Source organism: Bradyrhizobium sp. Ken51 (genome assembly GCF_055807435.1).
On sequence record NZ_JBVVPB010000016.1, the window covers coordinates 115,859 to 141,610 of the forward strand.

At 64.1% G+C, this 25,752-nt stretch carries 21 protein-coding genes; 14 read left to right on the top strand and 7 right to left on the bottom strand.

What is annotated here, in order from left to right; translation table 11 throughout:
- Positions 1 to 95: 95 nt before the first annotated feature.
- From pimC to AC0L27_RS25435, 4 genes are all read right to left on the bottom strand, one after another.
- Complete coding sequence (gene pimC, locus AC0L27_RS25420) at positions 96 to 1,286, bottom strand: pimeloyl-CoA dehydrogenase large subunit (RefSeq protein WP_354209514.1); 1,191 nt, start codon at positions 1,284 to 1,286, stop codon at positions 96 to 98.
- A 140-nt stretch (positions 1,287 to 1,426) separates the two neighbouring features.
- The gene (locus AC0L27_RS25425; RefSeq protein ID WP_354209515.1) at positions 1,427 to 2,614 is read right to left on the bottom strand and encodes an acetyl-CoA C-acyltransferase; all 1,188 of its coding nucleotides are present in this window, start codon (positions 2,612 to 2,614) and stop codon (positions 1,427 to 1,429) included.
- On the bottom strand, positions 2,611 to 4,305 hold the full coding sequence (pimA, locus tag AC0L27_RS25430; RefSeq protein WP_354209516.1) for a dicarboxylate--CoA ligase PimA: 1,695 nt from the start codon (positions 4,303 to 4,305) through the stop codon (positions 2,611 to 2,613). Before pimA ends, AC0L27_RS25425 begins: the two co-directional genes overlap by 4 nt.
- Positions 4,306 to 4,510: 205 nt before the next feature.
- Entirely contained in the window at positions 4,511 to 6,607 is a 2,097-nt protein-coding gene (locus tag AC0L27_RS25435) for a 3-hydroxyacyl-CoA dehydrogenase NAD-binding domain-containing protein (protein ID WP_275172319.1), read from the bottom strand.
- 128 nt (positions 6,608 to 6,735) lie between these two features.
- Here AC0L27_RS25435 and AC0L27_RS25440 point away from each other — a divergent pair, with 128 nt between their 5' ends.
- From AC0L27_RS25440 to AC0L27_RS25485, 10 genes are all read left to right on the top strand, one after another.
- On the top strand, positions 6,736 to 7,602 hold the full coding sequence (locus AC0L27_RS25440) for an IclR family transcriptional regulator (protein WP_199198222.1): 867 nt from the start codon (positions 6,736 to 6,738) through the stop codon (positions 7,600 to 7,602).
- Between the two features lie 66 nt (positions 7,603 to 7,668).
- Positions 7,669 to 8,466, top strand: a complete 798-nt coding sequence (locus AC0L27_RS25445; RefSeq protein ID WP_275172320.1) for an ABC transporter ATP-binding protein — start codon at positions 7,669 to 7,671, stop codon at positions 8,464 to 8,466.
- Positions 8,463 to 9,176 (top strand): ABC transporter ATP-binding protein, encoded by a 714-nt coding sequence (locus tag AC0L27_RS25450; protein WP_275172321.1) that lies wholly within the window; start codon positions 8,463 to 8,465, stop codon positions 9,174 to 9,176. Before AC0L27_RS25445 ends, AC0L27_RS25450 begins: the two co-directional genes overlap by 4 nt.
- 12 nt (positions 9,177 to 9,188) lie before the next feature.
- Positions 9,189 to 10,067 (top strand): branched-chain amino acid ABC transporter permease, encoded by an 879-nt coding sequence (locus tag AC0L27_RS25455; protein ID WP_007599708.1) that lies wholly within the window; start codon positions 9,189 to 9,191, stop codon positions 10,065 to 10,067.
- A gap of 2 nt (positions 10,068 to 10,069) precedes the next feature.
- Positions 10,070 to 11,089, top strand: a complete 1,020-nt coding sequence (locus tag AC0L27_RS25460) for a branched-chain amino acid ABC transporter permease (RefSeq protein WP_473320628.1) — start codon at positions 10,070 to 10,072, stop codon at positions 11,087 to 11,089.
- Positions 11,090 to 11,120: 31 nt separating this feature from the next.
- Positions 11,121 to 12,356 carry an ABC transporter substrate-binding protein gene (locus tag AC0L27_RS25465; RefSeq protein ID WP_354209517.1) on the top strand — a complete coding sequence of 412 codons (1,236 nt, stop codon included), beginning with the start codon at positions 11,121 to 11,123 and terminating at the stop codon, positions 12,354 to 12,356.
- 120 nt (positions 12,357 to 12,476) lie between these two features.
- Entirely contained in the window at positions 12,477 to 13,703 is a 1,227-nt protein-coding gene (locus AC0L27_RS25470) for an ABC transporter substrate-binding protein (protein ID WP_354209518.1), read from the top strand.
- 238 nt (positions 13,704 to 13,941) lie between these two features.
- Positions 13,942 to 15,171 (top strand): ABC transporter substrate-binding protein, encoded by a 1,230-nt coding sequence (locus tag AC0L27_RS25475; RefSeq protein WP_275172325.1) that lies wholly within the window; start codon positions 13,942 to 13,944, stop codon positions 15,169 to 15,171.
- Positions 15,172 to 15,359: 188 nt separating this feature from the next.
- Positions 15,360 to 16,643 (top strand): glycerate kinase type-2 family protein, encoded by a 1,284-nt coding sequence (locus tag AC0L27_RS25480; RefSeq protein ID WP_354209519.1) that lies wholly within the window; start codon positions 15,360 to 15,362, stop codon positions 16,641 to 16,643.
- Positions 16,644 to 16,864: 221 nt separating this feature from the next.
- The gene (locus AC0L27_RS25485; protein ID WP_354209520.1) at positions 16,865 to 18,961 is read left to right on the top strand and encodes a putative bifunctional diguanylate cyclase/phosphodiesterase; all 2,097 of its coding nucleotides are present in this window, start codon (positions 16,865 to 16,867) and stop codon (positions 18,959 to 18,961) included.
- A 54-nt stretch (positions 18,962 to 19,015) separates the two neighbouring features.
- On the opposite strand, the gene AC0L27_RS25490 is transcribed toward AC0L27_RS25485, so the two are convergent.
- The gene (locus tag AC0L27_RS25490) at positions 19,016 to 19,525 is read right to left on the bottom strand and encodes a MarR family winged helix-turn-helix transcriptional regulator (RefSeq protein ID WP_275172328.1); all 510 of its coding nucleotides are present in this window, start codon (positions 19,523 to 19,525) and stop codon (positions 19,016 to 19,018) included.
- A gap of 176 nt (positions 19,526 to 19,701) precedes the next feature.
- Between AC0L27_RS25490 and AC0L27_RS25495 the strand changes: the two genes are divergently transcribed.
- From AC0L27_RS25495 to AC0L27_RS25505, 3 genes are read left to right on the top strand one after another with little or no spacing between them, the layout of a single operon-like run.
- Positions 19,702 to 20,742, top strand: coding sequence for a branched-chain amino acid ABC transporter permease (locus tag AC0L27_RS25495; protein ID WP_354062929.1), 1,041 nt, complete (start codon positions 19,702 to 19,704; stop codon positions 20,740 to 20,742).
- A 7-nt stretch (positions 20,743 to 20,749) separates the two neighbouring features.
- The gene (locus AC0L27_RS25500) at positions 20,750 to 22,519 is read left to right on the top strand and encodes a branched-chain amino acid ABC transporter ATP-binding protein/permease (protein WP_354209521.1); all 1,770 of its coding nucleotides are present in this window, start codon (positions 20,750 to 20,752) and stop codon (positions 22,517 to 22,519) included.
- Positions 22,516 to 23,247, top strand: a complete 732-nt coding sequence (locus tag AC0L27_RS25505; RefSeq protein WP_354209522.1) for an ABC transporter ATP-binding protein — start codon at positions 22,516 to 22,518, stop codon at positions 23,245 to 23,247. The genes AC0L27_RS25500 and AC0L27_RS25505 overlap by 4 nt, the downstream gene beginning before the upstream one ends.
- 236 nt (positions 23,248 to 23,483) lie before the next feature.
- On the opposite strand, the gene AC0L27_RS25510 is transcribed toward AC0L27_RS25505, so the two are convergent.
- A complete protein-coding gene (locus AC0L27_RS25510; RefSeq protein WP_354209523.1) occupies positions 23,484 to 24,107 on the bottom strand; it encodes a pyridoxamine 5'-phosphate oxidase family protein in 624 nt (207 codons plus the stop codon).
- Positions 24,108 to 24,227: 120 nt separating this feature from the next.
- Between AC0L27_RS25510 and AC0L27_RS25515 the strand changes: the two genes are divergently transcribed.
- Positions 24,228 to 25,112, top strand: a complete 885-nt coding sequence (locus AC0L27_RS25515; protein WP_354209524.1) for a LysR family transcriptional regulator — start codon at positions 24,228 to 24,230, stop codon at positions 25,110 to 25,112.
- A gap of 85 nt (positions 25,113 to 25,197) precedes the next feature.
- Here AC0L27_RS25515 and AC0L27_RS25520 read toward each other — a convergent pair whose 3' ends face one another.
- Complete coding sequence (locus tag AC0L27_RS25520; RefSeq protein ID WP_275172333.1) at positions 25,198 to 25,617, bottom strand: PaaI family thioesterase; 420 nt, start codon at positions 25,615 to 25,617, stop codon at positions 25,198 to 25,200.
- Between the last annotated feature and the right edge of the window lie 135 nt (positions 25,618 to 25,752).

Sequence of the window (25,752 nt, forward strand, 5' to 3'; positions counted from 1 at the left end):
GCCTTGTGCCGGGCATCCACGTTCGTCGCAGCGCTAGGCGTGGATGGCCGGGTCAAGCCCGGCCATGACGGTGAGTGCGTGTTGATAGTGTAGGATCACAGCCCCAGCACCGCCTTGGCGATGATGTTGCGCTGGATCTCGTTGGAGCCGCCGTAGATCGAGACCTTGCGGTTGTTGAAGTAGCTCGGCGCGATCTGGGCGGTCCAGTCCATGGCTTCGTTCGAGCCGTCGTCGCCGTGCACGTCATAGGGTGCTGCGAACGGGCCGATCACTTCCATCAGCAGCTCGGTGGTGGTCTGCTGGATCTCGGAGCCCTTGATCTTCAGCACCGAGGAAGCCGGATTGGGCTTGCCCTTGCCGTGTTTGCCTTCGTCGGCGACGACGCGGAGCTGCGTGAGCTCGAGCGCCTTGAGCTCGATCTCGCAGGCCGCCAGCTTGTCGCGGAAGGCCGCGTCCTGAATGATCGGCTTGCCGCCGGATTCGACCTTGGAGGCGAGATCGCGGATGCGGCGCAGCCGCTCCTTGGAGACGCCGACGCGGGCGATGCCGGTGCGCTCATTGCCGAGCAGGAATTTCGCGTAGTCCCAGCCCTTGTTCTCCTCGCCGATCAGGTTCTCGATGGGCACCTCGACGTCGTCGAAGAAGACCTCGTTGACCTCGACGCCCCCGTCGATGGTCTGGATCGGACGCACGGTGACGCCCTTGGACTTCATCGAGAACACGATGAAGGAGATGCCCATCTGCTTCTTGGCGGTCGCATCGGTGCGGCACAGGCAGAAGATCATGTCGGCGTGCTGGGCGAGCGTCGTCCAGGTCTTCTGGCCGTTGATGATCCACTTGTCGCCCTTGCGCTCGGCCTTGGTCTTCAGCGAGGCGAGGTCGGAGCCGGAGCCGGGCTCGGAGAAGCCCTGGCACCACCAATCGTCGACATTGGCGATGCGGGGCAGATATTGCTTCTTCTGCTCTTCATTGCCGAAGGTGTAGATGACAGGACCGACCATGCTGACGCCGAAGGCGAGCGGCTGCGGCGCCGGATAGGACTGCAGCTCCTCGTTGAAGATGTAGTGCTGCACGGAGGTCCAGCCGGTGCCACCATATTGCTTGGGCCAGTGGCTGACGCCCCACCCCTTCTTGTTGAGGATGCGCCACCACGTCACCATCTCGTCCTTCGAGAGGTGGCGGCCCTCGACCAGCTTGCGCCGCGTATCCGGCGGCACGTTGTCGCGGAAGAATGACCGCACTTGCTCGCGAAACGCCTGCTCTTCTTTCGTGAATGCGAGATCCATCGGATCCTCCTGTTTCCTCGTCGTCCTGGCGAAAGCCAGGACCCATTACCACCCGCCTTCGTTGTGCGAAGGCAACTGCTGTCTGAGCACCACACTCCGGCTGCGGAGTATGGGTCCCGGCTTTCGCCGGGACGACGCAACTACTGCAACACCTCAAAAAGCCCCGCCGCGCCCATGCCGCCGCCGACGCACATGGTGACGACCGCGTACTTCGCCTTGCGGCGGCGGCCTTCGATAAGAGCGTGGCCGGTGAGGCGCGCGCCCGACATGCCGTAGGGATGGCCGACCGCAATCGCGCCGCCGTCGACGTTGATCTTGTCGGGGTCGATGCCGAGCTTGTCGCGGCAATACAGCACCTGCACCGCGAAGGCTTCGTTCAGCTCCCACAGGCCGATATCGTCGACGGTGAGGCCATGACGCTTGAGCAGGCGCGGCACGGCGAACACCGGGCCGATGCCCATCTCGTCCGGCTCGCAGCCGGCGGAGACGAAGCCGCGGAAGATGCCGAGCGGGTTCAGCCCGCGCTTGGCCGCTTCCTTGTCGCTCATGATCACGCTTGCGCTGGCCCCGTCCGAAAGCTGGCTGGCATTGCCGGCGGTGACCGAAAATCCCTCGCCGCGCACGGCCTTGAGGCCGGCAAGACCTTCAGCGGTGGTCTCGGGGCGCGGGCCCTCGTCCTGAGAGAGCGTGACGTCCTTGAACGAGACTGCACCGGTCGCCTTGTCGGTCACCGCCATTTTGGTGGTGATCGGTGCGAGCTCGTCCTTGAACTTGCCGCCCTGCTGGGCCGCGGCCGTGCGGCGCTGGCTTTCCAGCGAATATTCGTCCTGCTTCTCGCGCGAGATGCCGTAGCGCTTGGCGACGATTTCGGCGGTGTCGATCATGGGCATGTAGACCTCGCCCTTGATCTCGAGCAGCGCCGGATCCTGCGCGTGGAAGCCGTTCATCTTGTCGTTCTGCACCAGCGAGATGGACTCTCCGCCGCCGCCGACCGCGATCTCGACGCCGTCGAAGATCACCGAACGCGCGGCGAGTGCGATCGCCTGCAGGCCGGAGGCGCATTGCCGGTCGATGGTGGTGCCGGCAACGGTGACGGGGAGACCAGCACGGAGCAGCGCCTTGCGCGCGATGTTGCCGCCGGTCGCGCCCTGCTGCAGCGCTGCGCCCATCACCACGTCCTCGACCTCCTTGGGGTCGATCTTGGCGCGCGCGACGGCCTCGCCGATGGCGTGGCCGAGCAGGGTTGCGCCCTCGGTGGCGTTGAGCGCGCCGCGATAGGCCTTCCCGATCGGGGTGCGGGCTGTGGAAACGATGACGGCGTCGGTCAAGAGCGATCTCCTGATGCAAGTCGGGTGGCAAGTTGGGCGGATTGTGATGGTTTCTGCTGCTGACGCAACTCATGGCGCGACAGCTTTCCGACCGGCGTGCGCGGCAGATCGTCGACGAATTCGACCTCCGCCGGCAATTCGTGCTTGCCGAGCTTGCCGGCGAGCTGCGCGCGCAGCTCGTCAAGCGAGAACGGCTTTGCATCCGGCTTCAGCTTGATGAAGGCTTTGGCGGCCTCCCCGCGGTACTGGTCGGGGATGCCGAGCACGATCACCTCGTGCACGCCTGGTATGGTGTAGATCGCCTGCTCGATCATCTGCGGATAGACGTTGAAGCCGCCGGAGATGATCATGTCCTTCTTGCGGTCGACCAGGAAGAAATAGCCGTCGGTGTCGACATAGCCGATGTCGCCGGTGAGAAAGCGGCCGTCGACAAAGGCCTCGGCCGATCCCTCGGGCTTGTTCCAGTAGCCTTTGGTGACGTTCGGGCCCTTGATGCGGATCTCGCCAACTTCACCCGGCGGCAGCACCTTCGTGGGATCGTCCAGGGCAACGACGTCGAGTTCGATGCCGGGCAGCATCAGTCCGATCGAGCCAGGCTTCTCGGGACCTGTGGGCGGATGGCCGGTGCCAGGCGAACAGGTCTCGGTCATGCCCCAGCCGCTGCGGAGCTTCTTGCCCACCTTGCGCTCGAAGAAATTCGCGATCTCCACGGGCAGCGGCGCGCCCCCGGAGCCGATCGTCGCCAGCGAGGAGAAATCGCGCTTGTCGAGATCGGGAAGGGCTGCGATCGCAATCCACATCGTCGGCACGCCGGGAAAATAAGTCGCGCGCTTGATTTCGATGTCGCGCATCACCGCTTCGACGTCAAAACGCTGATGCAGCGAGATCAGATTGCCACGCCTGAGCGAGGACAGCAGCACGACGGTGAGCGCATAGATGTGGAACAGCGGCAGCACGCAGATCACGCGCTCGACGACGTCGCCGCGCGTCGCGCGCGACGGCTTGCCCCAGACGTCGTAGATCGACACGGCCGAGGTGAGATTGCCATGGGTCAGCATCGCGCCCTTGGGCAGCCCGGTGGTGCCACCGGTATATTGCAGCAGCGCGACGTCGTCCGCCGTCACCGACGGCCACTGTGCCGGCGCGGTAGCGCCCTCGACGAAGGTCTTGAAGGTGACGATGCGGGGATCATTGGGGACCGCGGCCTGCGGCGTGCCGACCTTGCCCCAATTGTCGTCCTCGCAGACGACCAGGCGGTCGATCAGGCCCTTCTCCAGGAATTTCAGCGCGGTCGGCAGCAGTGCCGCGAGGTTGGAGGTGACGAGCAGGCGCGAACCGGAATCGGAGACCTTGTGGGTCAGCGCGATCTCGCCGTCGAGCGGTGATAGATGCGCGACGCGGGCGCCGGCCTTCAGCGCGCCGAAAAAATTGACGGGATGATCGGGCGTGTTGCCGAGGAACAGCGCCACCGAGCTGTTCTTGCTGCAGCCGGCGCGGAGGAATGCAGCCGCCGCACGCTCCGCCATCGCGGCGAGTTCGGTGTAGGTGATCGGACGATCGCGGAATTCCAGCGCGGTGCGCGGGCCGTACTCGGTCGCGGCTTTTGCCAGCAGGTCAGGCAACGAACCCTGGACGATGGTGTCGTCCCAGCGCACGCCCTCGGGATAAAACTGTTCGCCGGGATGGGTCATTAACGATCAATGCTCTGCAAACGTAAAGCGGGCATAGACAGACGGGCTCCCTTCCCCCTTGTGGGGAAGGGTTGGGGAAGGGGGTGCCACGAACTTGGACCTCGCCTGGGGCCACCCCCCTCCCTGACCCTCCCCCACAAGGGGGGAGGGAAAGGAGAGAGCGTTGCCTTGGCAAAGGTGTTCGCAGTCACCGAGCCCAATCCAATCACGCTGCTTTCGAGCCCGCCGCGAGTGACGCGAAGGTCTTGCCTTCTGCCGCCAGCTTCTTCAGCAGTGGCGCGGGCTCGAGGCTGGGGTCGTTGGTCTCCTTGGCATAGTAGGAGAGACGATCGGCGATGTGCTTGAGGCCGACGGTGTCGGCCCAGAACATCGGGCCGCCGCGGTAGATCGGCCAGCCATAGCCATAGAGCCAGACCACGTCGATATCGGACGGGCGCGCGGCAATGCCTTCTTCCAGGATCTTCGCGCCCTCGTTGATCATCGGATACATCATGCGTTCGAGGATCTCGTCGTCGCTGACGATTCGCTTCTTGCGGCCGAGGCGCAGCAGCGTCTCGTCGATCAGCTTCTCGACCTCGGGATCGGGCAGCGCCGCGCGGGAGCCGGCTTCGTATTTGTAATAGCCCTTGCCGGTCTTCTGGCCAAAGCGACCGGCTTCGCAGAGCGCGTCCGCGATCTCCGACTTGATGCCGCGGTCCTTGCGCGAGCGCCAGCCGATGTCGAGGCCGGCGAGGTCGCCCATCGCGAACGGCCCCATCGGCATGCCGAATTTCGTGACCACGGCATCGACCTGCTGCGGCAAGGCGCCTTCGAACAGCAGCTTTTCGGACTGCTTGCCGCGCTGGGCCAGCATGCGGTTGCCGACAAAGCCGTCGCAGACGCCGACCACGGCCGGCACCTTTGCGATCTTGCGCGCGATCGAGACCGCCGTCACAAGGGCATCCGGCGCGGTCTTGTCGGCGCGCACGATCTCGCACAATTTCATGACGTTGGCGGGCGAGAAGAAGTGCATGCCGAGCACGTCCTGCGGGCGTTTGGTCGACTTCGCGATCTCGTCGATGTTCAGGTACGAGGTGTTGGAAGCGAGCACGGCACCCGGCTTGACGTACTGGTCGAGCTTGCCGAACACTTCCTTCTTCACCGCCATGGTCTCGAACACGGCTTCGATGACGAGGTCGGCATCGCCGACGTTCTCGATGCCCACGACGCCGTTGATCAGCGCCATGCGCTTGGCGGGCGCATCCGCCGGGATACCGCCGCGCGCCGCGGTCGCTTCCCAGTTCTTCTGCATGATGCCCATGCCGCGCTTGAGCTGCTCCTCGCCGGTCTCGATCAGGGTGACGGGAACGCCGGCATTGGCAAAGGACATCGCGATGCCGCCGCCCATCGTGCCGGCGCCGAGGATGGCGACGCGGTTCACGGGCCGCGGCTTGGTCCCTTCGGGAACGCCGGCGATCTTGCTGGCCTCGCGCTCGGCGAAGAAGGCATAACGCTGCGCCTTGGACTGATCGCTGGCGACGAGCTTCAGAAAGCCTTCGCGCTCCTTCTTCAGACCTTCGTCGAACGGCAGGTCGATGGCGTAGCCGACCGCGTCGGCCGCCGCGAACGGCGCTTCCAGGCCGCGCGACTTCTTGGTCATGGCGGCAACCGCATTGGTGAAGATCGAGCGGTCGGCCTTGGCCGCCGCGATCTTGGAATCATCGTCGCGCAGACGGCGCAGCGGACGCTTTTCAGCCAGCAGCTTTCGCACGAAGGCTTCGCCTCCGGCGGCCGGGCCCTCGACGATCTCCTCGATCAGACCGTTCTTCAGCGCTTCCGCCGCGCCGATCGGATCACCGCCGACGATCATCTTGACCGCAAGCTCCGGTCCGACCGCGCGCGGAAGGCGCTGGGTGCCGCCGGCGCCCGGCAACAGGCCGAGCTTCACCTCGGGCAGGCCGAGCTTGGCTTCCTTTACTGCAACGCGGAAATGACAGGCGAGCGCGACCTCGAGGCCGCCGCCGAGCGCGGTGCCGTGGATCGCGGCCACGACCGGCTTCGGCGAATTCTCGATCTCGGAAAGCACGTCGTTGAGGGCGGGCGGCTTCGGCGGCTTGCCGAATTCGGTGATGTCGGCGCCCGCGATGAAGGTGCGGCCGGCACAGGTCAGCACGATGCCCTTAATTGCGGGATCGGCGACCGCGGCCTTGATGCACTCCAGAATTCCGCCGCGAACCGCCGCGCTCAGTGCATTCACCGGAGGGCTGTCGACCGTGACGATCCCGACTTCGTCATGACGCTCAAGCTTGACCACTTCGCTCACGGTGTTCCTCCTTGGTGGGGTAACTTTTGTTCAATTTCGCACTGCGGAATTTAATTCCGCATCTTGACGGCAGGGTTATTTTGAAGCACGTGGCTTGTCAACGACTCCGCGCAAGAAGCAGATCAGGGATGAAGCGTACAGGAAAGAAGCCAGCGACCGATCGGAATTTCGTCGTCGCGCTTTCCCGCGGACTAGACGTATTGCGCGCATTCCAGCCCAGCGACGGACTTCTTGGCAATCAGGAAATCGCGGCCCGCACCAATTTGCCCAAACCGACCGTTTCGCGGCTGACCTATACGTTGACCAAGCTCGGCTATCTGACGCCGGTTCCCCGCTTCGAGAAATATCAGCTTGCGCCGGCCGCGATGGCGCTCGGCTACGCCGCGTTGTCCAATCTCGGCGTTCGGCATTTGTCCGAACCATTCCGCGAGGAAATGATGCGCGCCACCGGAGGGGCCGTTGCCGTCGGCGGCCGCGACCGTCACAGCATGATCTATTTCGGGCAAAGCCGCGGCAGCGAGACGGTCGGCGTTCAACTTGACGTCGGCTCCCGCGTGCCGATTGCAACCAGCGCGATGGGCCGCGCCTATTTCTGGGCGCTCGAGGAAAACGATCGGGCGGAACTGTCTCGTGTCTTGCGCGAACATTACGGCAGCCGCTGGCCCAAGATGCGCGACGGGCTGGAACGTTCCGGCGAGACGGTCGCGAAATACGGATTTGCGATTTCGGTCGGCGACTGGCACGACGACATCGGCGCCGCCGGCGTCGCGCTCAGGCTCAACGACGGAACCGGTCCTTACGCATTCAATTGCGGCGCGCCCGCATTCCGCTTCACGGAAGAGCGATTGATCAACGACATTGGACCGCGTCTGCTTGCGATGGTAAGGAACATCGAAGCGGCACTTGGGGGTCTGATGCCGCATTCCAAAAAAGACGTCAGCAAAAAGCTGAAATCAGGAGGGAAAGTTGCGCGTGTGGCCGAGGGGATCAGATAGCCTTTGTCGTCATCGGGAGCGGTTCACATCGCCCCTTCGCTCACCGAACAGAGTGGGCGAGACGAGATGACGCAGGCACAGCTCGCGCAGGGGACATCGCCCCTGCTCGCGGTTCGCGACGTCAGCGTCGTGTTCGGCGGCATCGTCGCGCTCAACGGTGTGTCCTTTGACATGCACAAGGGCCAGATCCTCGGTTTGATCGGCCCCAACGGCGCCGGCAAGACTACGCTCTTCAACTGCCTCTCGCGGCTGTACCAGCCGTCGTCCGGCAACATCCTGATGGAGGGCGCGAGCATCCTGACGCGCCCGCCGCACCGGATCGCTGAGATCGGCATCGGCCGCACCTTCCAGAACGTGGCGCTGTTTCCGAACCTCTCCGTGATGGACAATGTCCGCGTCGGCACCCATGCCCGCACCTCCAGCGACATCATCAGCGACTCGCTGCGTCTGGCCTGGATTCGCCGCAGCGAGAGCGAGGTCAACAAGAAGGTGCACGAGATCCTCGCCTATCTCGACCTCGAGGACGTCGCCCACACCGTCGTGTCCGGCCTGCCGTTCGGCACGCAGAAGCGCGTCGAGCTGGCGCGCGCGCTCGCTGCCGATCCGAAGATCCTGCTGCTCGACGAGCCCGCCGGCGGTCTCAACCACGAGGAAGTCTACGCGCTCGGCGATCTCATCCGCCGTATCCGCGACGACCGCCACATGACCGTGCTCCTGGTCGAGCATCACATGGGTCTCGTGATGTCGATCGCCGACCACGTCGTCGCACTGAATTTCGGCAAGAAGCTCGCGGAAGGCACGCCGGCCCAGGTGCAGGCGGATCCCGAAGTCATCAAGGCCTATCTCGGGAGCAAGGACCAATGACGACGCTGCTCAACGTCAAGGACCTGCGCGCCTATTACGGCCAGGTCCAGGCGCTCCACGGCCTGTCCTTCTCGCTCAGCGAGGGATCGCTGACCACGCTGCTGGGAGCCAACGGCGCCGGCAAGACCACTACGCTGCGCGCGATCTGCAACATGGTGCGCTCGACCGGCGGCATCGAGTTCGACGGCAAGCCGCTGAACAACCGCTCCACCGAGAGCATCGTGCGGTTCGGCATCGCCCATGTGCCGCAGGGCCGCGGCACCTTCACCACCATGACGGTGGAGGAAAACCTCCAGCTCGGCGCCATCACCCGCAAGGACAGCGCCGGCATCATCTCCGACATCGAGCGCATGTATGCGCATTTCCCGGTGCTCAAGCAGCGGCATACCCAGCAGGCCGGCACGCTTTCGGGCGGCGAGCAGCAGATGCTCGCGGTCGCCCGCGCCCTGATGCTGCGGCCGCGGCTGATGCTGCTGGACGAGCCTTCGTTCGGCCTGGCGCCGCTCGTCGTGCGCGACCTGTTCGGCATCCTCGGCAAGATCAATCGCGAGGACAAGGTGTCGATCCTGGTGGTCGAGCAGAACGCCCAGCTCGCTCTTGAGCTCGCCGACCAGGCCTATGTGATCGAGACCGGACGCATCGTGATGTCGGGCAACGCCAAGGACATCGCGAACAACGAAGAAATCCGCAAATCCTATCTGGGTTACTGAGGAGCCGGCACGATGGAGCTGTTCACCAACCAAGTGCTGGCCGGCATCGCCACGGGCGCGATCTACGCCTGCATGGCGCTCGCCGTGGTCATGATTTACCAGGCGATCGATCATCTCAACTTCGCGCAGGGCGAGATGGCGATGTTCTCGACCTTCATCTCCTGGCAGCTGATGCAATGGGGCATCCCCTATTGGGCCGCCTTCGTGATCACGCTGGCGTTGTCCTTCGTCGGCGGCATCGCGATCGAGCGCATCCTGTTCAAGCCGCTCGCCAAGGCGCCGGTGCTGACCAATGTCGCCGGCTTCATCGCGCTGTTCGCGATCATCAACTCCTCGGCCGGCCTGATCTGGGACTTCACCATCAAGCAGTATCCGACCCCGTTCGGCTCCTCACCGTTCCTCGGCAGCCAGCTGATCTCGACCCACCAGGCCGGCATGATCGGCGTCACCGTGCTGCTGCTGCTCGGCCTCTACTTCTTCTTCCAGTACACCAAGATCGGCCTCGCCATGCGCGCGGCCGCCTCCGTGCCTGAATCGGCCCGGCTGGTCGGCATCAACACGAGCTGGATGATCGCGCTGGGCTGGGGCATGGCATCCGCGATCGGTGCGATCGCCGGCATGCTGATCGCACCGGTCGTGTTCCTCGAGCCCAATATGATGGGCGGCGTGCTGATCTACGGCTTCGCCGCGGCGGTGCTCGGCGGACTGACCAGCCCGTTCGGCGCCGTGGTCGGCGGCTTCCTGGTCGGTGTCTTCGAAAACCTCGCCGGCACCTACATTCCCGGCGTCGGCAACGAGCTGAAGCTTCCGATCGCGCTCGCGCTGATCATTTCCGTCCTGGTCGTCAAACCCGCTGGCCTGTTCGGCCGGCAAATCGTCAAGCGAGTTTGATCATGAGCGCTGCAGAAGAAGTCGTTGCAGAAGGTCATCAAGCGGTCGAGGCCGTTGCGAAGCGGGCGATGACGCTGGGCACGGGCACTTCCCTGTTGGTGCTGGCGGTGCTGTTGATCGTGCCGATGTTCGTCAAGAACTTCATCATCTTCCAGATGACGATGCTCCTGATCTACGGGCTCGCGGTGCTGGCCTTGAACATCCTGACGGGCGGCTCCGGCCAGTTCTCGCTAGGCCAGAGCGCCTTCTACGCCGTGGGTGCTTATACGTCGGCGGTGCTGATGGAGTACTTCAACGTCAACTATGCGCTGACAATTCCGATTTCCGCGGTGGTCTGCTTCGGATTCGGCTACCTGTTCGGCAAGCCGGCGCTGCGGCTGTCGGGCGTCTATCTCGCGCTCGCGACCTTTGCCCTTGCCACCGCGATGCCGCAGCTGCTGAAGCTGAACTTCCTCGAGCACTGGACGGGCGGCGTGCAGGGCCTCGTCGTCACCAAGCCCGACGCGCCGTTCGGGCTGCCGATGTCACAGGACACGTGGCTCTACTACTTCTCGCTCGCCGTCGTGCTCGCGATCTACATCTTCTCGGTAAACCTGCTGCGCTCCCGGTCGGGCCGTGCCTTCATGGCGATCCGCGACAACGAGATCGCGGCCTCCTCGATGGGCGTCAACGTCGCACTGTACAAGACGCTGGCCTTCGGCGTGTCCGCTGGCATCACCGGCGTTGCCGGCTCGCTTGGCGCCATCGCCGTGCAGTTCGTCGCGCCCGACAGCTATACGATCACGCTGGCGATCTCGTTGTTCCTCGGCATGGTCGTCGGTGGCGTCGGCTGGCTGCCAGGCTCGTTCGTCGGCGCAGCCTTCATCATCTTCGTGCCGAACATGGCGGAGGGCATCTCCAAGGGCCTCTCCGGCGCGGTGTTCGGCGTACTCCTGTTCGCCGTCATCTACCTCGTGCCGCACGGCGCCAGGCAGATCGCGATCATGGGCCAGCAACTCGTCGGCCGGCTCAGGAAGAACTGAAAGTCCGTTAATTAAGCCAAGGAGACCCGAATTGCTTTTTGAAAGAACACTGCGAACCGCTGCGCTGGTCACGGCAACGGCGGTCATCACTCTCACCTCAGGCGCCGCATTCGCCCAGAAAAAATATGACACTGGCGCGTCCGATACCGAGATCAAGATCGGCAACATCATGCCGTACAGCGGTCCGGCGTCCGCCTATGGCATCATCGGCAAGACCGAAGAAGCCTATTTCAAGATGATCAACGACAAGGGCGGCATCAACGGCCGCAAGATCAACTTCGTCACCTATGATGACGGCTATTCGCCGCCGAAGGCCGTGGAGCAGGTCCGCAAGCTGGTCGAGAGCGACGAAGTAATCGTCGTGTTCAACCCGCTCGGCACGCCCTCGAACAGCGCGATCCAGAAGTATTTGAACGCCAAGAAGATCCCGCAGCTGTTCGTCGCCACCGGCGCCACCAAGTGGAACGACCCGAAGAACTTCCCCTGGACCATGGGCTGGCAGCCCTCCTACCAGAGCGAAGCGCAGATCTACGCGAAATGGCTCTTGAAGGAGAAGCCGGACGCCAAGATCGCGATCCTCTATCAGAACGACGATTTCGGCAAAGACTACCTCAAGGGCACCAAGGACGGCCTGGGCGCCAAGGGCGCGTCCATGATCGTCATGGAAGAGAGCTACGAGGTGTCGGAGCCGTCGATCGATGGTCACATCGTCAAGATCAAGGCCGCCAATCCCGACGTCCTGCTGATCTACACGACGCCGAAATTCGCGGCCCAAACCATCAAGAAGACCGCCGAGCTGAGCTGGAAGCCGCTGCAGATCCTCACCAACGTGTCGATCTCGGTCGGCAGCGTGATGAAGCCGGCCGGCTTCGAGGCTGCGCAGGGCGTGCTGTCGGCGGCCTATGCCAAGGACTCCACGGACCCGCAGTGGGCCAACGACCCCGGCATGAAGAAGTGGAACGAGTTCGTCGACAAGTACATGCCGGGTGCCGACAAGTCCGACACCAGCATGGTCTATGGCTACGGCGCGGCGTCGACGCTGGCCAAGGTCCTGGAGATGTGCGGCGACGATCTGACCCGGGCCAACATCATGAAGCAGGCGGCTTCGTTGAAGGATTTTGCACCGGACACCCTGCTGCCCGGCGTCAAGATCAACACCGGCCCGACCGACTTTGCCCCGATCGCGCAGCTTCAGATGCAGCGCTTCAAGGGCGAGAAGTGGGAACTCTTCGGCGAGATCATCAGCGGCGACATCGCCACCGAGTGACACCCTGACGCTATAGTCCAACGCTTCAAGAAGCCCCCGCGAGTCATCGCGGGGGCTTTTTGTTGACGTCTTGCATCAATCTTGTTCAATGCGGCGACGATCCGTTCCGGGTGGAGAAAGATGACTGCCGTTCGATTTCAGGTTGCGGCCGTTCTGGCTGCATTCGCGTTGTGCACTGCGATGAGCGGCCCGGCACTGGCCCAGAAGAAATACGACGCCGGCGCTTCCGATACCGAGATCAAGATCGGCAACATCATGCCCTATAGCGGCCCGGCGTCCGCCTATGCGGCGATCGGCAAGGCCGAGGAAGCCTATTTCAACAAGATCAATGCCGAGGGCGGCATCGGCGGCCGCAAGATCAAGTTCATCTCCTACGATGACGGCTATTCGCCGCCGAAGACGGTGGAGCAGGCCCGCAAGCTGGTCGAGAGCGACGGGGTGCTGCTGATCTTCGGCTCGCTCGGCACCTCCACCAACGGCGCGATCCGCAAATACATGAACGAGAAGAAGGTTCCGCAATTGTTCGTGGCGAGCGGCGCTTCGAAGTGGAACGATCCGAAGCAATATCCCTGGACCATGGGCTGGCAGCCGAGCTACGCGAGCGAGGCGCGCATCTACGCCAAGTACATCATGAAGGAGAAGCCGGACGGCAAGATCGGCGTGCTCTACCAGAACGACGATTTCGGCAAGGACTATCTCAAGGGGCTGAAGGAAGGCCTAGGCCCTAAGGCCTCGATGATCGTGCTGGAAGACGGTTACGACACTTCGGAGCCGGCAATCGACGAGCACGTCGTGAAATTGAAGGCCTCCGGCGCCGACATCTTCGTCAGCATCACCACACCGAAATTTGCAGCGCAAGCGATCAAGAAGGCGGCCGAGATCGGCTGGCATCCGGTCCACATCATCTCCAACGTCTCGGCCTCGGTCGGCGGCGTGCTCGAGCCGGCCGGGCTCGAGGTCTCGCAAGGCGTCCTGTCGGCGAGCTACACCAAGGACGGCTCCGACCCGCAATGGAATGCCGACGACGGCATGAAGAAGTTCTACAACTTCCTCGCCAAATACGATCCCAAGGCTAACAAGCTCGATGCCGGCGTAGTGTTCGGCTATGCCGCCGCGCAGACCATGGTGAAGGTGCTGCAAATGTGCGGCGACGACCTCACCCGCGACAACGTCATGAAGCAGGCCGCCAGCCTGAAGGATTTCGAACCCGACACCCTGTTGCCCGGCATCAAGATCAACACCGCAGCCGATAATTTCGCCCCGATCGAGCAGCTCCAGATGATGAGGTTCAAGGGCCGGAAATGGGAGCTGTTCGGGGACATCATCTCGAGCGAGCTCGGCCACTGAAGCCGCGCAACTCAAACTCGCTCCTGATCGGTTGATCAACTCAGACGGATGCACCTTCTCGCAGTCGCACACGAGCGGGCGGGCGCCCTGACTACTAAAGAAGCAGCTCCTGCGACCCCGCCGCAGGGGCTTTCTGTTGTAGGCATCAGGTAAATCGTATTGAATTGCGGCTGCGTCACCAAAAACGAGCAACACAAGAAAAGGGACGCACACACACCAAGAAAATAGGGAGATAGGAATGCCCGCTGTCACCGGCAAACTTGCGGCCGCGTCACTTGCGCTCGCGCTCATTGCGGCCTCGGCCTCCACTGCATCGGCCCAGAAGAAATACGATACCGGCGCGACCGATACCGAGATCAAGATCGGCAACATCATGCCCTACAGCGGCCCGGCCTCCGCCTACGGCATCATCGGGCGGACGGAAGCCGCCTATTTCAAGAAGATCAACGACGAAGGCGGCATCAACGGCCGCAAGATCAACTACATCAGCTACGACGACGCCTACTCGCCGCCGAAGACGGTGGAGCAGGCGCGCAAGCTGGTCGAGAGCGACGAGGTGCTGTTCATCTTCAACTCGCTCGGCACGCCGCCGAACTCGGCGATCCACAAATACATGAACTCGAAGAAGGTGCCGCAGCTCTTCGTCGCCACCGGCGCCACCAAGTGGAACGATCCGCAAAACTTCCCGTGGACCATGGGCTGGCAGCCCAACTACCAGAGCGAGACGCAGATCTATGCGAAGTGGCTCTTGAAGAACAAGCCGGACGCCAAGATCGCCGTGCTTTACCAGAACGACGATTACGGCAAGGACTATCTGAAGGGCCTGAAGGACGGCCTCGGCGCCAAGGCCGCGTCAATGATCGTCATGGAGGAGAGCTACGAGACATCCGAGCCGACCATCGACAATCACATCGTCAAGCTGAAGTCGACCGGCGCCGACGTCTTCATGAACATCACGACGCCGAAATTCGCCGCGCAGGCGATCAAGAAGAACGCCGAGATCGGCTGGAAGCCGCTGCACTTCCTCAACAACGTCTCGGCCTCCGTCGGCAGCGTGATGAAGCCCGCCGGCTTCGAGAACGGCCAGGACATCATCTCGGCCGATTATCTCAAGGACGTATCGGATCCCGCTTGGACCAGCGATCCCGGCATGAAGGACTTCTTGGCGTTCATGACCAAATACTTCCCCGAGGGCGACAAGCTCGATAAGGGCACCATCGTCGGCTATGCCGTGGCCCAGACGCTCGTTCAGGTCTTGAAGCAGTGCGGCGACGATCTCACGCGCGCGAACATCATGAAGCAGGCGGCGAGTCTGAAGGACTTCCGCACCGAGGCGCTGCTGCCGGGCGTGAAGATCAACACCTCCCCGACCGATTTCGCGCCGATCAGCCAGCTCCAGCTCGAGAAGTTCAAGGGCGAGAAGTGGGAACTGTTCGGCGACGTGATCAGCGCCGACGTGGGCGGCTAGCCGGCTCGACCATACGACGACGAGAGCCCCCTGCGAGATGATCGCAGGGGCTTTGCTGTGCCGATTATGATCACGCGATTGCACAATCGAATGATGGCGAAGCCGGCTTACGCTTTGGCGCATGATGCGGTAGGCAGGTGAGCGGCGCGTTTGCCGCCAGTCTTTCCTGTCCGCCAAGGCCTTTCGTCATGACCGACCGACGCCCCCTGCTCCGCGCGCTCTACGACGCCGCCGTTGCCGCCGCTCATCCGAGCACGATTCTGGCGCCACACCTGCGGCCCGCACCGAGGGGACGCGTGATCTGCCTCGCCGCCGGCAAGGGCGCGGCCGCGATGGCCGCCGCCGCCGAGCGGCATTATCTCGACACGCTCGGGCTCGCACCGGAACGCCTCGTCGGCATCGCCACCACGCGCCACGGCTACGGCGTACCGACCCGCCGCATCCGCGTGGTCGAGGCCGGTCATCCCTTGCCTGACGAAGCCGGCCTGAAGGGCGCGGCCGATACGCTCGCGCTCGCGGCCGAGGCCGGGCCCGACGATTTGCTTCTGGTGCTGCTGACCGGCGGCGGCTCGGCGAACTGGATCGCGCCCGTCAACGGCATCAGCTTCGCGCAGAAGCAGGCGGTCAACAAGGCGCTGCTCCGCTCCGGCGCGCCGATCGGCGAGATGAATGTCGTGCGCAAGCACCTGTCGCGGATCAAGGGCGGCCGGCTGGCGCGCGCAGGCAGAAATGCCGCCGAGATCGTGACGCTTGCGATCTCCGACGTGCCGCATGACGACCCCTCCGCGATCGCCTCCGGTCCGACCGTGCCCGATCCGACCACGCTCAATGATGCGCGCGCCATCGTCGCCAAATACAAGCTCGACATCGACGATGCCGTCCGCCGCGCGCTGGACGACCCCGCCAACGAGAGCTGCAAGCCCGGCGACGCCGCGTTCGCGCGCGCGCATTTCGAATTGATCGCGCGTCCGAAGCAATCGCTCGACGCTGCGGTGAAACTCGCGCATGAAGCCGGTTACGAGACAATCGATCTCGGCGCCGACCTCGAAGGCGAGGCCCGCGACGTTGCCGCCGATCACGCCAAGCTGGCGCTTCAGGCCCGCGCGCAGGGCAAGCGCGTCGCGATCCTCTCCGGCGGCGAGCTCACGGTCACCGTGCGCGGCAATGGCCGCGGCGGCCCGAACCAGGAATACGCGCTGGCGCTCGCGGGCCTCTTGAAGGACACGCCTGACATCTCCGCGCTCGCCGGCGACACCGACGGCGCCGATGGCGGTGCCGGAAATCCCACCGACCCCGCCGGCGCGCTGATCGACGCGGCGACGTTCGCGAAGATGACGGCGCAGCGGCTGCATGCGCAGACCTATCTCGACAACAACGACGCGACGACGTTCTTCGAGGCGACGGGCGACCTGTTGCTGCCGGGTCCCACGCTGACCAACGTGAACGACATCAGGGTAATCCTGATCGACTGACCCAGCGGCATCGCTATCCCGCCGGCTCAGCGCGCGGTTCGGCGGGACAGCATGGTTAATGATCTCTGAGTTCTCGTCGGCGTCCTCTTTTCCAGGGGCCGCCATTGCCGCTTTTAACCTCGCGTTCGCTGCAGTTTCAGGAATGCGCCCTGAAATCGGGCGAATCATTGGGCTCATTCACCACCGCCTGCTCTAATCGCGTCGTCCCGGGGGCAACGCGCATGGCGCAGAGTGATCAGGAGGTCGCAAGCATTGATCCGCTCGTGCTCGGCGAGCTGCTCAAGTGCGCCGCCAATAATCTGTGGCTCGGCATCATCCTCTTTGGGAGCGACCGCAGGGTCATTTTCTGCAATCCGCGTTACCGCGAAATGTACGCGCTCTCGCCCGAGCAGGTGCACCCGGGTACGCCGATCAAGGACCTGATCCAGCATCGGCTCGAACTGGGCCTGAACATCCGCGGAGAAGCCGGCGCCTATGTCCGCGCCCGCACGGAGGGTTCGGTCGTCAGCGAGCAGACGGTCCAGCAGTTCGCCGACGGACGAATCATCGCCTACACCATCCATCCCCTGCCCGACGGCGGCGGCATGGCGACGCACGAGGACATTACAGAGCGCGAAGAGCTCAGTGCGCGGCTACAGGAACGCAATTTTCAGTTCGACATTGCGATCAACAACATGTCGCAGGGACTTTGCTTCTTCAGCGCCGACCATCGGCTGCTGGTCTGCAACACGCACTATATCGAAATGTACGGCCTGCCGCCCGACCGCGTTCGTCCGGGCACGCCGCTCCAGGAGATCCTCGACATGCGCTTCGAAGCCGGCAGCGTGCCGGCCATGACGCGGGAGGAATATGCTAGATGGCGGACCGATGTCGCCACATCAGCCGAGGCCATGGACAGCGTCGTCGAGATGCGGAACGGGCGAACCTTCAAGATCAGGCATCGACCGATGCCCGATCTCGGATGGGTCGCGACCCACGAAGACATCACCGAGCAGCGCAAGGCGGAATTGAAGATCGCGCATATGGCGCACCACGACGCGCTGACGGACCTCGCCAATCGCGCCCTGCTCGGTCAGCGCCTCAAGCAGGCGCTCGAACAGAGTGGGATGTTCGCGATCCACCACATCGATCTCGACAAGTTCAAGGCCGTCAACGACACCCTGGGCCATCAGGCCGGCGACATCCTGCTGCAGGATGCCAGCCGCCGCCTCAAGCAGCTCGCGCGCGACAGCGATACGATCGCGCGCATGGGTGGCGATGAATTCGTGATCCTCCAGACCCCGATTTCCAATTCGAGCGAAGCGGACGCGCTGGCGCGTGATGTTGTCAGCACGCTGAGTGCTCCGTTCGGGCTCGACGGACACCAGACCATTGCGGGCGCGAGCATCGGGATCGCCATTGCGCCCGGCGACGGCTCGACGCCCGAACAACTCCTGCACAATGCCGATCTGGCCCTGTATCGCGCAAAAAGCGGCGGCCGCGGCATGCACTGCTTCTTCGAACCGGCCATGGGCGAAGAGGCGCAAAGCCGTCGCGCGCTGGAGCAGGACCTGCGCAACGGCCTTGCCGCCGGCGAGTTCGAGCTGCACTACCAGCCGGTCGTGAAGACCGACGGCGGCGAGATCAGCGGCTTCGAAGCCTTGATCCGTTGGCGACATCCACGGCGCGGACTGGTCGCGCCGAACAGCTTTATCCCGCTTGCGGAAGAGATCGGCCTGATCGTGCCGATCGGCGAATGGGTGATCCGGCAGGCCTGTGCCACTGCAAGCCGGTGGCCGGACCATCTGCACGTCGCCGTCAATATCTCGGCGGTGCAATTCCGTCAGCCGGGCCTGACGGAGGTGATCGTCGGCGCGCTGGCGGCCTCCGCCCTCGATCCGCGGCGGCTGGAGATCGAGATCACGGAAAGCGTTCTGCTGCAGGACAGGCATGGGACGCTGACGACGCTGCACCAGCTCCGCGCACTGGGCATCAAGGTCGCCATGGACGATTTCGGCACCGGCTATTCGTCACTGACCTATCTGCAATGCTTTCCCTTCGACAAGATCAAGATCGATCGGTCTTTCGTCAGCGGCGTGGAAAACAATGCGGCATCCCTCAGCATCGTGCGAGCGGTGGCGGCGCTGGCGCGCGGAATGGGCATGACGACGACGGCGGAGGGCGTGGAGACCGAGGAGCAAAGGGACCGGATCGCAGCGGAGGGCTGCACCGAAATGCAGGGCTATCTGTTCAGCCCTCCCTTGCCCGCCGTGGAAATCGAGCGCCGCTTCCTGTCCGCGGACGCACCTGCCATGCCCGACCGGTTCGCTGCAGCCTAACCGCCGCCAGCCCGCCCGCGGGTTCGATGCTCCGTCGCCGGCGCAACGAATCCGTCAAAACTCGTTGGCGATCTTCGAGAGCATTCCGAGCAGGGCTTCGCGGTTGGACGGCCCGAGCAGCTCGTTCAGCCGGGCCTCGTGCTTGGTGGCGACGAGCTTCTTGGCACGGGCCAGCACGGCCTTGCCCTTATCGGTCAGCACCAGGATGTGCGAGCGGCGGTCGTTGGTGGAGCGGATCCGCGCGCAAAGATCGCGGCTCTCGAGATTGTCGAGCATGGCCACGAAGTTCGGGCGCAGGATGCCGAGGGTGGAGGCGATCTCGGTCTGGTTACGGCCCGGGTTTTTCTCGACCAGCAGCAGCACGGAGAACTGCGCCGGCGTGAGCTGGAGCGAGGCCATGCAGCGCAGGAAATTCTCGAACACCTTGAGCTGTGCCCGCTTCAGGACATAGCCGAGCTGCTCCGAGAGCTCGCCGAGCTGGAGGGCTTCGCCGGGCCCTTCGGCCGCGTCCTTGCGGCCCTTGGCTGTGTCGGCGGATTTTTCAGCGGTTTTGGAAACGGTCATCGCCTCATGCTCGCAATCCCGTTAAGTTCGGGAGGATCGTTCGCCACACTTGATGTTATATTTGATAATTGTTATGGACCATATCAAATATCGTCAGCGCTGTTCAATGGCTGTGAGCGGACCGTCCACCACAATCAGGGGACCGGTCCTGAATCTTTGAGGGGGGGCGTCCGGTCTTGAATACCACCATCATGCTGTTCCTGCTGCAGGACGGCATCACCAATGGCGCGATCTATGCGCTGCTCGGCCTGGCGCTGGTGCTGGTGTTCGCCGTCACCCGCGTCATCCTCATTCCGCAAGGCGAATTCGTCACCTATGGCGCGCTGACCTATGCCTCGCTGGCCGCGGGCCAGATGCCGGGCACGGCAAAACTCGCGCTCGCCCTGGGCATCGGCGCCTTCGCCTTCGACTTGTTCGCGGCGCGCAAGGCGCTGCACGGGCGCCTGATCCTGCGCAGCACCGTCACCAATATCGTACTGCCGGCCATCGTGCTGGCGCTGACCGTCTATTTTGCCGCTCAGAAGCCGCCGGTTGCGGTCTGCATCGCGCTGTCGCTGGTGATCGTGGCGATGATCGGCCTGTTTCTCTACCGCATCGCATTCCAGCCGCTGGCGCACACCTCGGTGCTGGTGCTGCTGATCGCGTCGGTGGGCGTCCATCTCGCGCTTCAGGGACTAGGCCTTTTGTTCTTCGGCGCCGAGGGCCAGCGCGGACCTGCCGTGCTGTCGGGATCTTTCACCGCCGGCGCGCTGCGCTTCACTGGCCAGAGCATTACGGTCTATGGCATCACCATCGCCTTCATCGTCGGGCTGTGGCTGTTCTTCGGGCTCACGCTCTACGGCAAGGCGCTACGCGCGACCGCCGTGAACCGGCTGGGTGCCCGGCTCGTCGGGATCCGCACGACGCTGTCCGGGCAGATCGCCTTCCTGCTGGCGTCCGTCATCGGTGCGCTGTCGGGCATCATGATCGTGCCGATCACGACGCTCTATTACGACTCGGGCTTCCTGATCGGCCTGAAGGGCTTTGTCGCTGCCATCATTGGCGGGCTTGTCAGCTATCCCCTCACGGCGGTCGCGGCGCTGGTCGTCGGCATCGTCGAGGCGTTCTCGTCCTTCTATGCCTCCAACTACAAGGAGGTGATCGTTTTCATGCTCTTGATTCCCGTGCTGCTGTTGCGCTCGCTCGCGGCGCCTGCGGTCGAGGAAGAAAAGGACTGACGCCAAGATGCAGAGCCGGCTCCCCATCCTCATCTTCGCGCTGATCATGGCGGCGATCCCGTTTGTTCCGGGCATGCCCCCGTTCTGGATCGTGCTGCTCGACAATATCGGCCTCGCGGCCCTCGTCGCGATGGGCCTCGTGCTGCTGACCGGCGTCGGCGGCCTGACCTCGTTTGGACAAGCGGCCTTCGTCGGTTTCGGCGCCTACACCACCGCGGTGCTGTCGACGGCCTACGGCATGTCGCCCTGGCTGACACTGCCGTTGTCGCTGGTGGTCAGCGGATTGTTGGCGGTGCTGCTCGGCCTCGTCACGGTCCGTCTGTCCGGCCACTATCTGCCGCTCGGCACGCTCGCCTGGGGGCTCGGCTTGTTCTATCTCTTCAGCAAGCTGGAATTTTTGGGAAGAAACGACGGCATCTCGGCGATCCCGCCGCTGTCGATCGGCTCGTTCAAGATGCTCTCGCCCGGCTCGATCTACTACGCGATCTGGGTTGCCGTGATCCTCTCGGCGCTGCTCACGATGAACCTGCTGGACTCCCGCACCGGCCGCGCCATCCGCGCGCTCCGGCGCGGCCATATCGCGGCCGAGGCGTTCGGCGTGCACACGCCGCGGGCGAAAATGCTGGTGTTCATCCACGCCGCCGTGCTCGCCGGTCTCTCCGGCTGGCTCTACGCCCATCTTCAACGCGCGGTGAACCCGACGCCGTTCGGCGCGCAGGCCGGCATCGAATATCTCTTCATCGCCGTGGTCGGCGGCGCCGGCTATGTCTGGGGCGGCGTCCTGGGCGCGGCGCTCGTCGTGGTCCTGAAGGAAGTGCTGCAGAGCTATCTGCCGCTGATCCTGCCCGGCTCCGGCCAGGTCGAAACCATCGTGTTCGGCATCATGCTGGTGGCGCTGCTCCAGCTCGCACCCGGCGGCGTCTGGCCCTGGCTGATGTCGTTCCTGCCTCAGCGTACCAGTGGCAAAAAGCCGGACACCTCGCTGAAACTGGAGCAGCGCACCCGCTCACCCGGCCAATCCAGCGTCCTGCTCCAGGTCGAGAAGGCGCGGAAGCAATTCGGCGGCGTGGTCGCGGTGAACAACGTCTCCTTCGACGTTCAGGCCCGCGAGATCGTCGCGTTGATCGGCCCCAACGGCGCCGGCAAGAGCACCACCTTCAACCTGATCACCGGCGTACTGTCGGCCAGCTCGGGCTCGATCTCCGTGCTCGGCAACAAGGTCGACAGGGCGCCGCCGCAGGAGATCGTCAAGCTCGGCATCTCCCGCACCTTCCAGCACGTCAAGCTGGTGCCTGATATGACCGTGCTGGAGAACGTCGCGATCGGCGCCCATCTGCGCGGCCATTCGGGGCCGATCTCCTCGATGCTGCGGCTCGACCGCGCCGACGAGGCAAAGCTGCTCGCCGAAGCCGCCCGCCAGATCGAGCGGGTCGGACTTGGCGAGCAGATGCATCAGCTCGCAGGCTCGCTGTCGCTGGGACAGCAACGGATCGTCGAGATCGCCCGTGCGTTGTGCGTCGATCCGATGCTGCTGCTGCTCGACGAGCCGGCGGCCGGCCTGCGCCACATGGAAAAGCAGCAGCTCGCGACGCTGCTGCGGGAGCTGCGCGACGGCGGCATGAGCGTCCTGCTGGTCGAGCACGACATGGGCTTCGTCATGAACCTCGCCGACCGCATCGTGGTGCTCGATTTCGGCACCAAGATCGCGGAAGGAACGCCGGCCACGATCAAGACCAATCCCGAAGTGATCAAGGCCTATCTCGGAGTGGCGGCATGAGCGCACTGTTGTCCGTCGCCGACGCCCATGTCGCCTATGGCAAGGTCGAGGCCGTGCGCTCAGTCTCGCTCGAAGTCGGCCAAAACCAGATCGTCACCATCGTCGGCGCCAACGGCGCCGGCAAGACCACGCTGCTCTCCGCCATCATTGGCATCTTGCCGCTTAAGGGGCGCGTTTCATTCGCAGGTCAGGATCTGTCGCGGCTCGACATCGAGGACCGCGTCGCCATGGGGCTTGGCCTCGTTCCCGAGCATCGCGAATTGTTCGTGACCATGAATGTCGAGGACAATCTCGAGCTGGGGGCCTTCCGCATCGAGAGAAGCAAGGCGAAAGCCTCGATGGAGCGGGTCTACACGCTGTTTCCACGGCTCAAGGAGCGGCGCAAGCAGCTCGCCGGCACGCTCTCCGGCGGCGAGCAGCAGATGCTCGCGATGGGCCGCGCACTGATGGGTGAGCCAAAGCTCCTGATGCTGGACGAGCCGAGCCTCGGCCTCGCCCCGATCATCGTCGCCGACATTTTCCGCATCGTCACCGAACTGCGCGCTGCCGGCGTCTCCGTGCTGCTGGTCGAACAGAACGCCCAGGCCGCGCTCAAAATCGCAGATCAGGCCTATGTCATGGAGCTCGGCGAGTTCGTGCTCAGCGGCAAGGCCAGCGACATCGCGGCGAACGAGCGCGTCGCCGCCAGCTATCTCGGCTTCCAGCACGAAGGCGCGAGCGGGCTGTAAGTTCGGGAATTGTTGGCGCCGCACACTCGGTCTTCTTCCCTTCTTCCCTTCTCCCCTTGCGGGAGAAGGTGGCGCGAAGCGCCGGATGAGGGGTTCTCTCCGCGAATGACGATGTGGGACCATCGCCTGCGGAGAGAGACCCCTCACCCGTCTCGTCGCTCCGCGACGAGCCACCCTCTCCCGCAAGGGGAGAGGGTGCACCGTGCAAGCCGCTCCAGCTTCGTTGACAGGTAAGCTCAACTTTTCCCCTTCTCCCCCTTCATCGCCGCCACCTCCGCCTCCAGCTCCGCAATCCTCGCATCCCTTGCCGCCAGCGCCGCTGCCACATCCGTCGCGTCGAACTTCTGCGGGATGTGCTGCGGGCAGTTCGTGTCCCACGCTTCGATCTTGAACAGGATCACCTGCTCCGGCCGGGCACGATAGCCTTTCGGCATCAGCGATGCCGTCAGCGCCTCGTCGTCCTCGACCACGCGCGCCTCGCCCCAGATCTTCACCCGGCGGCGATGGGCGTAGTCCATCACGAAGATGTAGGCCTTGGGATTTTCGGACAGGTTTCCCTGGGTGATGTATTGCCGATTGCCGGCGTAGTCCGTGAAAGCCAGCGTCTGCTTGTCCAGCACCTTCAAAAAGCCCTTCGGGCCGCCGCGATGCTGGATGTAGGGCTGGCCATTGGCCGAGGCGGTGGCAAGATAAAAGCTGTTGGCGTCGGCCAGGAACGCCGCGAGGTTTTCATCGACCTCGGTGCGCCAGCCGCGCTGCTCGGCATGGGCATAGCCTTCGCGTGATCCTTTTCGGGTCTGGATCGACTTCACCGCCGGCGTGAATGCCACGTCGCTGGCATAGGTGTGAGTTGCCGTCATCGGACCATCTCCTGAAATCCCGGCGCATCCCTGCGTCTTCGCGATCTAAAATGGACCTCCCGGCGACTAAAACAATCAGGCCGCTTGACACTTCATCATTGCGGCATATGCAATAATGCCATGGACCGCCTTGAAGCCATGCATGTTTTCGTCACCGTCGCCGACCTGCGCGGCTTCGCGCCGGCGGCACGAAAGCTGCGGCTGTCGCCCTCCGCGGTGACGCGGCTGATCGCAGCGCTGGAGGAGCATCTCGGCGCGCGGCTGTTGCAGCGGACCACCCGACAAGTGACCCTGACCGACGTCGGCACGCGCTATCTGGAGCGCGCGCGTCGGATCCTGGCCGATGTCGAGGAGGCCGACGGCTCGGCACGGGAGGAGCGCAACCGGCCGAGCGGGCGGCTGGTGGTGTCGGCCCCGGTCGGCTTCGGCCGGCTCCATGTCGGACCTGTCATGATCGCCTACCTCAAGCGCTATCCCGAGGTCGCCTGCGAATTGCGGCTGTCGGACAACCTCGTCAATCTGGTGGAAGACGCCGTCGATGTCGCGGTGCGGATCGGCCATCTCGCCGACTCCTCCCTCGTCGCGCGCCAGGTCGGCGAGATGCGGCGGATCGTGGTGGCGACGCCAGGCTATCTGAAGCGCCATGGCGAGCCGAAGACGCCGGAGGCACTGCTCGCGCACCAGACCATCGCTTTCGGTCCATCCGCCAGCTGGCGCTTCGTGCAGGACGGCCGCGACATCGAGGTGGCGCCGAATCCACGCTTCGCCAGCAACAGCGCCGACGCCGCCCTGCAATATGCCGAGGCCGGCGGCGGCGTGACCCGGGTGCTGGCCTATCAGGCCGCCGAGGGCTTGCGGCGCGGGCGGCTCAGAATCGTGTTGGCGAAATACGAGCAGCCGGCGCTGCCGATTCACATCGTCTACCCGACCTCGCGCCTGCTCTCCGCCAAGGTGCGCGCCTTCGTCGATCTCGTGGTGGAGACCGCGGAGTGGAGGTTTGGGTGACAACTGTCATTCCGGGGCGGTCCGCAGGACCGAACCCGGAATCTCGAGATTCCGGGTTCTCGCTTCGCGAGCCCCGGAATGACAACTATCCTTTCTTCGGCACGACGCGAAAGGTGCCGCTGGCGCGCGCGATCACGGCGTCGTCGGCCTTCGCGAGGCACTGCGCGAAACAGATCGTGCTGCCGGTCTTGATCGCCTCACCCTCGACCGCGAGCCATTGGCCGATCTCGCCGGCGCCGACATAGTCGACCGACAGCGAGATCGTGACCAACGAGGTCGCCCAGCCCGTCGCCTGCGCGCAGCTGTAACCCATGGCGGCATCGGCCAACGCGGCGATCAGGCCGCCATGGATCAGCCCGCGTGCATTGGTGTGCGGCTTTGCCAGCCGCAATCCCACGGTGACGCCGTTGTCGGTCTTCCTGGAGTAAAGCGGCTCCCAGGGGTCGGTGAGTGGGGCCTTGCGAAAATGCGGCTCGAAGCCGGCGGGAATGTCGGTGCTGGTCATGTCTGTCTCGCGTTGGTGGCTGCCGCCATTGAACGCGAGGGACGTGACGGTTGCATCACCTACAAAGTTTTAAACGGAATTTGCGCGGGTGTTTGAAATGGTCTCCCCCCTGTCATTGCGAGGAGCGTAGCGACG

Excerpts from the sequence above, each read along its gene's own strand:
- pimC (WP_354209514.1), bottom strand. The coding sequence starts at position 1,286 with ATGGATCTCGCATTCACGAAAGAAGAGCAGGCGTTTCGCGAGCAAGTG.
- pimA (WP_354209516.1), bottom strand. The coding sequence starts at position 4,305 with ATGACCCATCCCGGCGAACAGTTTTATCCCGAGGGCGTGCGCTGGGAC.
- AC0L27_RS25440 (WP_199198222.1), top strand. The coding sequence starts at position 6,736 with ATGAAGCGTACAGGAAAGAAGCCAGCGACCGATCGGAATTTCGTCGTC.
- AC0L27_RS25445 (WP_275172320.1), top strand. The coding sequence starts at position 7,669 with ATGACGCAGGCACAGCTCGCGCAGGGGACATCGCCCCTGCTCGCGGTT.
- AC0L27_RS25450 (WP_275172321.1), top strand. The coding sequence starts at position 8,463 with ATGACGACGCTGCTCAACGTCAAGGACCTGCGCGCCTATTACGGCCAG.
- AC0L27_RS25455 (WP_007599708.1), top strand. The coding sequence starts at position 9,189 with ATGGAGCTGTTCACCAACCAAGTGCTGGCCGGCATCGCCACGGGCGCG.
- AC0L27_RS25460 (WP_473320628.1), top strand. The coding sequence starts at position 10,070 with ATGAGCGCTGCAGAAGAAGTCGTTGCAGAAGGTCATCAAGCGGTCGAG.
- AC0L27_RS25470 (WP_354209518.1), top strand. The coding sequence starts at position 12,477 with ATGACTGCCGTTCGATTTCAGGTTGCGGCCGTTCTGGCTGCATTCGCG.
- AC0L27_RS25475 (WP_275172325.1), top strand. The coding sequence starts at position 13,942 with ATGCCCGCTGTCACCGGCAAACTTGCGGCCGCGTCACTTGCGCTCGCG.
- AC0L27_RS25480 (WP_354209519.1), top strand. The coding sequence starts at position 15,360 with ATGACCGACCGACGCCCCCTGCTCCGCGCGCTCTACGACGCCGCCGTT.
- AC0L27_RS25485 (WP_354209520.1), top strand. The coding sequence starts at position 16,865 with ATGGCGCAGAGTGATCAGGAGGTCGCAAGCATTGATCCGCTCGTGCTC.
- AC0L27_RS25490 (WP_275172328.1), bottom strand. The coding sequence starts at position 19,525 with ATGACCGTTTCCAAAACCGCTGAAAAATCCGCCGACACAGCCAAGGGC.
- AC0L27_RS25500 (WP_354209521.1), top strand. The coding sequence starts at position 20,750 with ATGCAGAGCCGGCTCCCCATCCTCATCTTCGCGCTGATCATGGCGGCG.
- AC0L27_RS25505 (WP_354209522.1), top strand. The coding sequence starts at position 22,516 with ATGAGCGCACTGTTGTCCGTCGCCGACGCCCATGTCGCCTATGGCAAG.
- AC0L27_RS25510 (WP_354209523.1), bottom strand. The coding sequence starts at position 24,107 with ATGACGGCAACTCACACCTATGCCAGCGACGTGGCATTCACGCCGGCG.
- AC0L27_RS25515 (WP_354209524.1), top strand. The coding sequence starts at position 24,228 with ATGGACCGCCTTGAAGCCATGCATGTTTTCGTCACCGTCGCCGACCTG.
- AC0L27_RS25520 (WP_275172333.1), bottom strand. The coding sequence starts at position 25,617 with ATGACCAGCACCGACATTCCCGCCGGCTTCGAGCCGCATTTTCGCAAG.